Origin of the sequence: Streptomyces sp. TSRI0281, assembly GCF_001905125.1 — a bacterium.
In the GTDB taxonomy this organism is placed as follows: Bacteria; Actinomycetota; Actinomycetes; order Streptomycetales; family Streptomycetaceae; genus Streptomyces.
Genome location: NZ_LWLE01000011.1, coordinates 150806 through 161554, shown reverse-complemented (window position 1 = coordinate 161554; position 10749 = coordinate 150806). Strand labels below are relative to the sequence as shown.

At 69.5% G+C, this 10749-nt stretch carries 12 protein-coding genes; 7 read left to right on the top strand and 5 right to left on the bottom strand.

Features of this window, described 5'->3' with window-relative positions; genetic code table 11:
* Together A6A29_RS17845 and A6A29_RS17840 are read left to right on the top strand one after the other, a co-directional pair.
* Positions 1 to 211, top strand: a 211-nt coding sequence (locus A6A29_RS17845; RefSeq protein ID WP_274535813.1) for a primase-like DNA-binding domain-containing protein, incomplete at its 5' end; no start/stop codon positions are given.
* Positions 208 to 609: a DUF6009 family protein gene (locus tag A6A29_RS17840; protein WP_073721069.1), complete on the top strand. Its 402-nt coding sequence runs from the start codon at positions 208 to 210 to the stop codon at positions 607 to 609. The genes A6A29_RS17845 and A6A29_RS17840, both read left to right, overlap by 4 nt.
* Before the next feature lie 46 nt (positions 610 to 655).
* On the opposite strand, the gene A6A29_RS17835 is transcribed toward A6A29_RS17840, so the two are convergent.
* Complete coding sequence (locus A6A29_RS17835; protein ID WP_073721068.1) at positions 656 to 1246, bottom strand: carboxymuconolactone decarboxylase family protein; 591 nt, start codon at positions 1244 to 1246, stop codon at positions 656 to 658.
* A 231-nt stretch (positions 1247 to 1477) separates the two neighbouring features.
* On the opposite strand from A6A29_RS17835, the gene A6A29_RS17830 reads away from it, so the two are divergent.
* Positions 1478 to 2437, top strand: coding sequence for a hypothetical protein (locus A6A29_RS17830; protein WP_073721067.1), 960 nt, complete (start codon positions 1478 to 1480; stop codon positions 2435 to 2437).
* Between the two features lie 182 nt (positions 2438 to 2619).
* Positions 2620 to 3021, top strand: coding sequence for a DUF6009 family protein (locus A6A29_RS17825; RefSeq protein ID WP_073721066.1), 402 nt, complete (start codon positions 2620 to 2622; stop codon positions 3019 to 3021).
* A 135-nt stretch (positions 3022 to 3156) separates the two neighbouring features.
* On the opposite strand, the gene A6A29_RS17820 is transcribed toward A6A29_RS17825, so the two are convergent.
* Positions 3157 to 4602, bottom strand: coding sequence for a DNA primase family protein (locus A6A29_RS17820; protein ID WP_241838533.1), 1446 nt, complete (start codon positions 4600 to 4602; stop codon positions 3157 to 3159).
* Between the two features lie 647 nt (positions 4603 to 5249).
* Complete coding sequence (locus A6A29_RS17815; protein ID WP_079182826.1) at positions 5250 to 6167, bottom strand: ScbA/BarX family gamma-butyrolactone biosynthesis protein; 918 nt, start codon at positions 6165 to 6167, stop codon at positions 5250 to 5252.
* 135 nt (positions 6168 to 6302) lie between these two features.
* On the opposite strand from A6A29_RS17815, the gene A6A29_RS17810 reads away from it, so the two are divergent.
* Positions 6303 to 6977 carry a ScbR family autoregulator-binding transcription factor gene (locus tag A6A29_RS17810; protein WP_338012879.1) on the top strand — a complete coding sequence of 225 codons (675 nt, stop codon included), beginning with the start codon at positions 6303 to 6305 and terminating at the stop codon, positions 6975 to 6977.
* Between the two features lie 172 nt (positions 6978 to 7149).
* Entirely contained in the window at positions 7150 to 7872 is a 723-nt protein-coding gene (locus A6A29_RS17805) for an SDR family NAD(P)-dependent oxidoreductase (RefSeq protein ID WP_073721064.1), read from the top strand.
* 78 nt (positions 7873 to 7950) lie between these two features.
* Here the strand turns inward: A6A29_RS17805 and A6A29_RS17800 are convergent, their stop codons facing one another.
* On the bottom strand, positions 7951 to 8556 hold the full coding sequence (locus A6A29_RS17800) for a TetR/AcrR family transcriptional regulator (protein WP_073721063.1): 606 nt from the start codon (positions 8554 to 8556) through the stop codon (positions 7951 to 7953).
* A gap of 320 nt (positions 8557 to 8876) precedes the next feature.
* On the opposite strand from A6A29_RS17800, the gene A6A29_RS17795 reads away from it, so the two are divergent.
* The gene (locus A6A29_RS17795; RefSeq protein WP_073721062.1) at positions 8877 to 10118 is read left to right on the top strand and encodes an IS701 family transposase; all 1242 of its coding nucleotides are present in this window, start codon (positions 8877 to 8879) and stop codon (positions 10116 to 10118) included.
* 158 nt (positions 10119 to 10276) lie between these two features.
* Here the strand turns inward: A6A29_RS17795 and A6A29_RS17790 are convergent, their stop codons facing one another.
* Positions 10277 to 10747 carry a hypothetical protein gene (locus tag A6A29_RS17790; RefSeq protein WP_073721061.1) on the bottom strand — a complete coding sequence of 157 codons (471 nt, stop codon included), beginning with the start codon at positions 10745 to 10747 and terminating at the stop codon, positions 10277 to 10279.
* Between the last annotated feature and the right edge of the window lie 2 nt (positions 10748 to 10749).

The following is a 10749-nucleotide window of genomic DNA, read 5'->3' as shown; positions in this document are numbered from 1 at the left end:
CCAACCCCACCACCGCGTCGAACAAGCCCACCTCTACAACGCCTACAAAACCTGGTGTCAGAATGAAGGCGTTTCCGCTGTCTCCTCCCGGGCGTTCGCCGCTCGGGTGCGAGAGCTGGCAGGGCTCTCGTCGCCGAAGGAGATGATCCTGTCGAACCAGCGCAAGTACTACCCGGGCGTGGGTCTGCTCGTCGAGGAGGAGGCAGAGTGAGTGCTCTGATCGGCGAGGAAGAGATCAGCGACGAGGCGGAGCTGGTCTGGCTGGAGGACGTGTCCGTACTGGACTACGTACGGCAGAGCCTGGACCGGCTGCCCACCCGGCGCGGCAAGCCCGCCTACCACCGCGACGGACGCATGGTCGGATACGCCCTGCTCAGCCCGCAGGCCAAGTCGTCGAGGTCCTCCGGGACCTTCCGCCGCCGCGTCTTCTGGCTCCTGCCCCACGACCGGGACACCGACCCCGAGGGCCTCTACGCCACCGGGGCACCCGCCGAAGCCGTGGACCCGGGCACCCTGACCGCCCGTACCAAGGGCTACAAGACGGAGCGTTCCGAGGGCGGGCCGCCCTCCACCGCCATGCGGGAACTGGGCATAACGCTTCCGCTGTGAGCGGGGGAGGGGCGGCGGTGCGCACCGGTCGGGTGGTGCGCACCGGTCAGGTGGTGAGGGCCTCGGCTGCCGGAGCGGCGTCCTGGGAGCCGGCCGGCGGGTAGCCCGTGCCGTAGCCCTGTCCCACGATGCGGTCGGCCGCATCGCCGTAGTAGCTGTCCTCGGCCGGGAGTTCGGTGGCCAGGCAGCTGACGTAGCGGTTGTACATGCAGAAGGCCGCGGCGATCAGCACGGTGTCGTGGATGTCGTTGTCCTCGGCACCTTCGGCGCGGGCGGCGGCCACCGCGTCGTCGGACACCGGACGGGCCTGCCGCTGCACCTCGGCCGCGATCCGCAGCAGGGCCCGCAGCCGGGGCGTGACCGGTGCGCTGTCCGGGCCGGCGAACACGGCCTCCACCGTGTCCTGGCCGCCGTCGAGCTGGGCGGCGGCCGCCGCACCGTGCGTCCCCGAGCAGAAGGGCGTGCTGTTCAGGTGGGAGACGTACGCCGCGATCAGCTCGCGCTCTCCGGGGCTGAGGAAGGCCGGCTCCCGTAGCAGCGTGTTGGCGAGGTGGTTGAGCGGCGCGGCGGTGTCCCGGCGGTGGGCCATCAGACCGCGGATGCCGGGCAGGTCGTTGGTGATCGTGATGTGTGGCACAGAGACATCCTCATGAGTCGCACGAGCGGGAGACGCTCATGCTCCTGACTACGGCGTTTGCGCGCAACCCCTGTGGTGCTGACGGCAGTTCGGCCCGCCGTCGGCATTCTTCCTCCGCCGCTCCGTGTTCTTTCCGGACGGCGTACGGGTATTCGGCACCCTCGAAGAACCGAACGGCCTTCCGCCCTCTCTACGCTGTCACCCGTCCGACAGCTGACAAGGAGTCCCGCTGTGGCACGTATCGATGCATTACCGGTTCGTGAACGTGCGGCCCTCGGGGGAGAGGACGAGGTGCGGCGGCGCGGACTGCTGCTGATCCTCAGTACGGTCGCCGGATTCCTCCTGACCGTGATCTGGTCGGCCGAGTTCGTCGACAAGACCGTGGGTGGCAACATAGCCGGTTCGATCCTCGGACATGATCCGGAGACGTCCTCGCTCGCCTCGGTGGCGGCCGGGACGGCCTTCGCCTTCACCTCGGGTCTCGCCGGGACGTTCACCGCGTGCAACATCGCGGTGTTCGGCACGGTCGCCCCGATGCTGGGCACCATGAACAGCCGTACGGGCCGGGCCGTCCAGGCGCTCAAGCCACTCGGCTGGCTCTTCCTCGGAATGGCCGTGGTCTCCGCCGTGTACGGCGCGGTGGTCGGCCTGGTGGGTACGTCGATGCCGCAGTTCTCCGAGGCGCAGGCCGCGCCGGGGGTGCTGTCGGGGCGTTCCCTCCAGTCGATGATCACGTTCGGGGTCATCGGGCTGGCGATGCTCTACCTGGGGCTGAGCTCGCTGGGGTACGTCCGTGATCCGTTCGCGAAGGCGGCCCGCCGCTTCCCCCACGCCCAGACGGTGTTCATGGGTGTGCTGGTCGGCGGCTTCCTCGTCGGCCGGCCGTATCCGCTCTTCCGGCAGCTCTTCCGCGATGCGGCCGAGAGCGGCAACCCGTTCTACGGGGCGGCGGTCTTCGTGCTCCAGTCGGTCGGCAACGTCGTGATCATCGCGGTGCTCTTCTTCCTGATGGCGTACTTCGCCGGTGGCCGGCTGGCCGCCTGGATGATCGCGAAGCCGGGGCGGATGGCCGCCGTGACGGCGGTGACTCTGATCGTCGCGGGCGTCTTCACCTTCCTCTACTGGGACGTCAGGATGCTCGCGCGCCGCGAGATCATCCCCTGGTACCCGATCGCGCCGTGGGCGGCGTGACCGGAAGGGAGATCTGACCGGCCGGTGCCGGTGCCGTGACGATGTCCGGCACCGGCACCGGTGCCACGTCCGCCCCTGCCGCTCGGCCCCGTCCGGGTGAGGCATGTGCCGCCGGGCTGCCCCCCGGCCGGGGCCGGGTGTCAGAATGAGTCAGTGCGACGGCTCGTCGAGGAGGAGGCAGAGTGAGTGCTCTGATCGACGAGGAAGAGATCAGCGACGAGGCGGAGCTGGTCTGGCTGGAGGACGTGTCCGTACTGGACTACGTACGGCAGAGCCTGGACCGGCTGCCCACCCGGCGCGGGAAACCCGCCTACCACCGCGACGGACGCATGGTCGGATACGCGGTCCTGGGACCGGAGGCCAAGGCGTCGCGTTCGTCGGGGACGTTCCGGCGGCGGGTGTTCTGGCTGCTGCCGCACGACCGGGACATCGACCCCGAGGGCCTGTACGCGACCGGCGCGCCGTCCGAGTCGGTCGATCCCCGGACCCTGGCCCCGGGGACGAAGGGCTACAAGACGGAGCGTTCCGAGGGCGGGCCGCCCTCCACCGCCATGCGTGAACTGGGCATCACCCGGCCGAAGTAGATGCAGGGGCGGGGCCAACCGCCGATTATCACGGCGTGATAATCCGGACCGGCGGTGGATTATCACGCCGTGATAATCCACGAGGGGTGCCGGCCCGGAGCCGGTGACCCGAACACCGCGGCCCGGGGCCGCCGTTCACTGCGGCTCGGGCAGGAACTCACTGTCCGTCAGAAGACCGATGCCGGGGTAGTACTTGCGCTGGTTCGACAGCAGCATCACGCGGTGATCGGCGAGGCCGACCGATTCGCGGACCCGGCCGGCGAAGGCCCTCGACGAGACGGGGCTCGTGTCCTCCAGCCTGCACCAGGTTTTGTAGGCGTTGTAGAGGTGGGCTTGTTCGACGCGGTGGTGGGGTTGGTGGGTGCAGCATTCGTTGAGGAATCGGCCGGTGTGGTCTTCGGTTTCGGCGTAGGCGGTGGTGGCGATGCGGACGGTTTCGGGTCCGGTGAGGTCGCGGGGGCTGTTGAGGTAGTGGTGGGCTCCGGTGATGAGCCAGTTGAGGATGCCGGGTCCTTCTTCGGTGACGAGGATGTCGGCGAGGTTGTCGATTTTGCGGTGGTCGGAGACGACGCGTTCGAAGGGGATGAGGCGCATGCGTCGCCAGAAGGCGTAGCCGCCGGTGCCGACTTCGGGGCGGTGGTTGCCCAGGAGCCAGAGTTTGTGGGTGGGGGCGAAGGAGAAGAAGTCCTGGCGCATGCGTCGGGCTTTGATGCGGTCGCCGCCGGTGAGGAGTTTGACGCGGGCTTCGTCGAAGCGGTCGCCGGGTTTGACTTCGGAGCAGACGATGACGCGGCGGCCGTGGAGTTCGGCGAGGTCGGTGGGGTGGCCTTCGAAGGGGCGGGCCATGAGGAAGCCGGGTGGTGCGGCATCGGCGTAGTCGCCGAGGAGTTTGATGAGGACGTCGAGGAGAACCGATTTGCCGTTTTTTCCGGAGCCGAAGAGGAATGGCATGACCTGGGCTCCGACGTCGCCGGTGAGGGAGTAGCCCAGCAGGAGGTGGAGGAAGCGGATCATTTCCGCGCCCTGGTCGTCGTCGCCGAACGTGTCGGTCAGGAACCGGTCCCAGCGGGGGGTCGGCATCCGCCGCGGACCGATCGACGTCGACCGTGAATGAAAGTCCCGGTCCGGGTCCGGGACCCGCAGCACCCCCGACCGCAGATCCACCACCCCCGCCGGAGTGCACAGCACATACGGATCCGCGTCCAGCACCCCCGCACTCAACACCATCCCCGGCGCCGACCTCGCCTGCACCAGCATGGCTCTGATGCCGGACGTCGACAGTGCCCGTCGGCGGTGGCGGCGCAGGGCCGCGGCCGTGTGTGTCCCGGAGGGGTCGGACAGGGCCAGGGACTCGGCCATCTCCCCTGCCGCCCAGAGCACGCACTCGTTCTCGTCGAGCTGCCAGCGACTGCCCGACCAGTGGTACCAGCCCAGGCCCGGTACATGGCGGAACCGGTGGCTGTGCAGGGAGGCGAAGAGCTTCGCGCTGCCCCGGTCCGTCAGCGTGTCCGGCAACAGCCCTGCCGTATCGGCCTGTTCGGGTGTTGCGGGGTGCGGGTGCGCCCCGGCCTGGCCGAACAGGCCCGTGCGGACGGAATCCGGGGGAGTGGTGATGCGTTTCTTGGTTCTGCGGGTGGACGACTGCCGGATACCGGCCGGCCGTGGACGGTCGGCCGGGGCGGCCGGATCGGCCGGATCGGCGGGGGCACTGTGCACGATCTGGAGGAGCCGGTTCTCTCGTCCGGGCTCCTTGGCGGTGTTCTGCCGGGCGAGGGCAGCTTCCGCCTCGTGTCTGATGCCCTCAGCCACGGTCTCTCCCCGCCGTCGGCCGAGCGGACGTCCGCCGTAATCGTGTGGTCCGTGGGCTCCGCGCCTTTTCGGCGGGCCCACGGTTCACGGCGGGTTTTCCATGACAGGGGTGAGAGGTGCGCGGTCCCGACCCACTTCCGTGAAACTCCAGGTGAAGGGGCAATGCGCTTCCTCTCAGCGACCGAAGCGACTCAAGGGCCAGACCATGTGCCGAGCAAGGCGCGAGTACCACGGTGGCCGTTCCCACCGCGTGATGGCTGCGGAACGGAAATAACATAACGGGTACTCGGTTTAGTTGTCGACGCCTGTCCCCATATGTGTGTCAGAAATGTGTTCGGACGGTGTGCGTCGGTGGGCAGGGAACGGCCGGTGCGGGTGCCGTGGGTGCCGTATGTGCCGCGCGGTTGCTGCGGAGTCGGCTACGCGGGTGCGGTGGTGACCATCGCCGACGCGGTGACCGTGTCGCCCTGCGTGGCGACCAGCTTGATGCTGGAACGGGTGAGCGCCTCCGCCTCGATCAGGCAGGGCTGGTCGAGTTCCACGTACCGCTTGAAGACCGCGTCGAAGGACAGGGGCCGGATCCGCCGCGGTGCGCAGAGCGATGTGGTGGCCTGGCTGAACGCCTCCAGGAGCACCATGCCCGGGATGTGGTCGTGCGGGTGGTCGAACAGCACGGAATGGGTGAGGTCGGCCCGCAGGAACCACAGATCGGCGCGGGTCGTCGGGCTGAGGACCACATCGCTGTCGGACTCCCGGCCGACCAGGGCGGGGGACACCGGGCGGCCGGGTGGCATCGCTCTCGCGCAGGACTCGGCCGCACCGGCGTACCGCCCGCGCAGCCGGCGGTAGACCGCTTCCGGGTAGGCGGTGTACCTGATCTGGGCGCTGCCCATCCGCACCCCGTCGCGGGTGGCCTCGATCTCCGCGGTCAGACGGGCGCAGCCGAGGCGGCGCCGGCTCACGGAGGTGTGGGTGATGTGAAGTTCCACCTCCGCCGGGGACCCTGCCGTACGCAGTCCCTCGGGGGTGGTGGAGCAGCTGATGTACTCCCAGCCCAGACGGTGGTCCAGGGGGATGCCGAACTCGGTGTGGGACAGGAGCGCCAGGGCCTGCCGTGTGCTCTCGGTGAAGAGCAGCGGGCTGTGGGTCTCCTGCTCCGGGGTATAGAACGGGTGTGAGCAGGGCCATTCGGTGGTGACGACGTGCTCGGTGTCCGAGACGCCGTGCCACGCAGTGACGAGCACTTCGGTGGGGTCGGTCTTGCGAACGAGGTGATTGGCTACGGTGGACCGCTGCGGGTGAAGGGTGGTCGAGCCGTGGCCGCTGAATGAAGTCATCACGTGCACTCCCCATGGATCATCGAAGCTGACCGTGCTTGGGTGCCTGGATGTGCAGGTGCTTGAACGTGACGTCAGGCACCTGTGCTGTAAAATAAGGATTATTCTTTTTTTTGTCTACGAGGGAGAGGCTTCGTGTCCGAATTGCCTGACAAACGTCCCGTGAAGCAGGAGCGCGCACTTCGGACGCGGGCGAGTCTCATCAGAGCCGCCGCAGAGGTGTTCGCCGAGAGTGGCTTCGCTGGTGCAAGCGTCTCGCGGATTGCGGACCGGGCCGGCGTGACGCTGGGCGCGATGTACTTCCACTTCAAGAACAAGGAGGCGCTGGCGCGCGAGATCGTCCGCAGTCAGCCGGACATCGTCTCGCCGCCGCTCCCGTCGGACGGCCTGCAGAAGCTCGTCGACATCACGCTGACCTGGTCCTATCAGATGCTCGACGAGCCGCTGCTGCTGGCCGGTGCGCGACTGGTGACGGATCAGGAGCTCTTCATCTCCAGCGAGGAGAACTCGCATCAGCAGTGGACCATGGTGGCCATATCGACGTTCACGGAAGCGAACGAGATGGGGCAGCTCCAGGACGGGGTCAACATCCCGGCTCTCGCGCGGATGCTGGTGAGCGCCTGCACCGGGGCGCAGATGCACGCGCAGATGGAATCCGGGCGGCGGGACCTGCCCGCCCGGGTCGAGGAGATCTGGCACTGCATGCTTCCCGCGATCGCGGTGCCGGGCGTCGCCGAGCAACTGGAGTTCGGCGAGGCGCGGGGACGGCCGGCGGCCCGCCGGAAGAAGAGCGCGTCCGTGGCCGGGTGATCCGGCCGCCACAAATTTTCTGCCGACAGGCCCCGGGGGTTCATCCACTGCCCGCTATGGTCATCCCCCCAGGGAATGCGGTGACCGCTATGACACCCGGCCGTCGGCGGGGTGTCCGGGGGAGGGGTCGATGAACGCGATGTCGAGTGGATTACTGCACGGCAAGAGAGTCATGATCACGGGCGCGTCCAGTGGGATAGGGGCCGCGGCGGCCCGTCTCTTCGCCGCGGAAGGGGCGTCGGTCATCCTGATGGCGCGGCGGCAGAAACCTTTGTGCGACCTGGTGGACGAGATCCACGCCGCGGGGGGCCGGGCCGTCGCGGTCACCGGGGACGTCATCTGCTCCGAAGACGTCGCGCGGGTCGTCGCGGTGGCGGTGGAGCGTTTCGGAGGGCTGGACGCGGCGTTCAACAACGCTGGCTGGGGGGCCAGGGGAACCGATCTGCACCAGACGGAGGACGCCACCTACGACCAGATCATGGACGTCAACGTACGAGGGGTGTGGAACTGTCTGCGCCGTCAGATCCCGCTCATGCTGGACCAGCGGACGGGCGGGACGATCGTGAACACCTCCAGCACCGCGGGGCTCTTCGCCACCGGTGCGCTGGCTCCCTATGTCGCTGCCAAGCACGCCGTGCTCGGGCTGACGAAGGCCGCGGCAGCCGAGTACGGGGGCAGGGGGATCAGGGTCAACGCCCTGATGGTGGGCAGCACCCGTACCGAACTGACGGAGGGGAGCACCGGATCGGGGCGGCCCGTGGCCGCGCGAGCCATCCAGCACCGGCTGGCCGATCCGACCGAGATCGCCCAGGCCGCGGCCTGGTTGTGCAGTGACCGTTCGTCCTTCGTCACTGGTGGCGCTGTTCCGGTGGACGGCGGGTGCAGCGCGGTCTGACCCGTCGGCGGGTCCCCGCGACGCGCTCGGGGGCCGGCCCGTGTCCGGCCGCGGTCCGGCTCCGGCGGGACCACGGCCTCACAGGCATGCCGCCTCGCTCGCCGAGATTCCCGTCAGGACGAGCTGCCAGATACGGGTCAGCAGGTCCACGGCGCTCTCGTGCGGCGGGGCCCCGGCGGTGCGGTGGCGGCGGAGCACGATCTCGGACCCGGCCACCAGGTGCACGACCAGGGTCGTCATGGCCTCGGGGTGCGCCGAGGCGCGCAGGTCGCCGCTGTCGTAGGCGCGCCGCAGCAGTTCGTCGGCCGTGGGGAGCCAGATCTCCGTCCAGTGGTCGGTGGCCGCCCGCTCCCGTTCCAGCCGCAGCAGGGCCCGGACGGTGTCCTCCTGCTCGATGAGCCGGGCGAGCTCCAGGGTCAGGTCGGCCAGCTGCTGCAAGGGGGTGGTGGAGGAGTCCGCCATCCGTCGCAGGGCGCCCGTGACCTCGGCCCGGCCCTCCTCCTCGACAGCTTCGGCGAGTTCCGCCTTGGACCGGAAGTGGAAGGTCACCGCGCCCAGGGAGATGCCCGCCGCCCGGCTGATCTTGGCCAACGAGGCCCCCGCGTAGCCGTCCCGGTCGAACTGTGCGGCCGCCGCCCGTACCAGGCCCTCGCGGGTCCTCGCGGCCCTCTCCTGTTTCACCATGGTGTCTCCGAAAGCGCCGGCGGGTACGGCGCCCCTGGCGCGGTACCTGGAAGCCGATGCGGTGTTCCGGTGTTCCCTTCAGCCGGACGACATGAACCGGCCCAGCTTGGGCGGACCGGCCGTGCGAGGGCAACGCGGAGTTGCCGAAGTAGGAAAAACCCTTGGTCAGCGTGGTGATCAGCGTCCTGGTACCCCGCTCCTGGCCGCATCTTTTCTCCTTCCGCCGAGGAGGAGGGCCGCTCCTCCGTTGGAAAAAAAGATAACGTTCGCTATTCTATAGTGGTAGTCGATCGGATGACCGAAGCCGGAAGGAACCAGCCATGGCGGCACAGGACTTGGACCGCGCGCACCTGCCGGTCTCCGCGTTCACCGAACAGATCTTCGGTCACCTGCCGAGGGCCGATCAGCGGGCGTGGGCCCAGGCGTATCTGACGGGCCTGCTCACCACCGAGGGAAAGAAGTCGGTACGGCGGATCGCCGCCACGGTCTCCGGGTCGCCGACCGCCTCACAGTCCATGCACCAGTTCGTCAACGCCAGCCCCTGGGAGTGGGCCCCGGCGCGGGCCGAGCTGATGCGGTGGGTCGAGCAGCGGCTGACCCCCCGCGCCTGGACCCTCGACGTGGCGGTCCTGCGCAAGCGGGGCGACCACTCCTGCGGTGTGCACCGCCGCTTCGTCCCGGCCACCGGACGCTCGGTCAACTGCCAGCTCGGCATCGGCGCGTTCCTGACCACCGAGAGGGAAGCGGTACCGGTCCACTGGGGCCTGCTGCTGCCCGGAGCCTGGGTCAACGACGAGCAGCGCCGCTCCCGCGCCCGCATTCCCGACGACGCCGGTCACCGCACCATCGAGCAGCACGCGCTCGACCTCGTCGACTCGCTGAGCGACAGCACCCACCTCAGCGCCCCGCCGGTCGTCGCCGACCTCAGCTACTACACCGGTGTGACCTCGCTGGTGCGCGGACTCAGCACCCGGGGCCGTGACTTCGTCATCGCCCTGCCCGGCCGGACCCCGGTGGTCCCCGTCGGCCGGTCGATGCCCCCGCAGACGTACGCCTCCGAGCTGCCCGCGGCCGTCGAGGCGCAGCGCCTGTTCGAGCTCAAGCACAGCGGCCACCTCCGGCTCGACACCCATGACGGCCTCGGCGGCCGGGCGGACCGCACCTCGGTGATGACCGCCCTGGTACGCCTGCCCGAGGTGCGGCTCGCCCGCCACGCTCCGCACCACACCTACCGGCTCTTCGCCGTCCGCTCCTACGCGGGACGCCGCTCCACCCGGATGTGGCTGACCAACATGGTGCACCGGCGCACCGACGAACTGGCCGCGCTCACCAGGCTCCAGCGCCGGGCGGGGGCCACGGTGCAGGGGCTGGAGGACGACTTCGGCCTGCTCGACTTCGAGGGGCGTTCCTACCCGGGCTGGCACCACCACATGACGCTGGTGTCCGCCGCGGGCGCCTACAGCCGGCTCGAACTGGACAACGCGCGTGCCGCGATGCCGGCGCTGCCGCCGATGCCCGTCATGTCGGCGGCGGCGCCCGCGCTGACCCCCGTACCCGTCTGACCCCCGTACCCGTCTGACCGCCGTACCGCCGTCCGGCCCGCGCGTCCGTCCGGCCCGCGCGTCCGTCCGGCGCGCGGGGCCGGACGGGGGAGCGAACGAACAGCGGGTGTGCCCGGCCATTTCGCCGGGCACACCCGCGTTCGTTCGCTCCGGTGCGCCTAGGCGGACACCGGCCGTGCTGTCCGCCCAGGCAGCGGTGGCGGCATCAGATGCCGTCCGGCCACGACCGCGAGCAGGACGTATCCGGCGATCAGCAGCAGCGCCGTGAAGATCCACTCGTTGGAACCGGACGGGTTGTAGACCCGCCCCGCGTTGCCCACGTCCACGGCCGACGCCTGCTGCCCGGCCTCGAACGTGTCCCGGCCGCTGCCGTACAGCTTGACGCCCCGCAGCTCCACCGTTCCGTCGGCGGACCGGAACGACCCCGACCACTCGCACGTCTCGTGCCCGGGGTGGCTCATGCACGTGAGCCGGGTCGCGGTGAAGGTGCCTTCGGGCCCGTCGGCGGTCGCCGCCCTGGCGGCGTTGCCCAGATTGGGCAGCGCCACGTACAGCAGCAGAACTCCCGTCAGCAGGAGCAGCAGGGACACGAACCCCGAGGGTTTCCTCTTCTTCCCGCTCGTGCTCATGG

What these genes read in the sequence shown, in the direction of transcription:
- A6A29_RS17795 (WP_073721062.1), top strand. Translation starts at nt 8,877, where the DNA reads ATGGCGGCACAGGACTTGGACCGCGCGCACCTGCCGGTCTCCGCGTTC.
- A6A29_RS17805 (WP_073721064.1), top strand. Translation starts at nt 7,150, where the DNA reads ATGATCACGGGCGCGTCCAGTGGGATAGGGGCCGCGGCGGCCCGTCTC.
- A6A29_RS17815 (WP_079182826.1), bottom strand. Translation starts at nt 6,167, where the DNA reads ATGACTTCATTCAGCGGCCACGGCTCGACCACCCTTCACCCGCAGCGG.
- A6A29_RS17800 (WP_073721063.1), bottom strand. Translation starts at nt 8,556, where the DNA reads ATGGTGAAACAGGAGAGGGCCGCGAGGACCCGCGAGGGCCTGGTACGG.
- A6A29_RS17790 (WP_073721061.1), bottom strand. Translation starts at nt 10,747, where the DNA reads ATGAGCACGAGCGGGAAGAAGAGGAAACCCTCGGGGTTCGTGTCCCTG.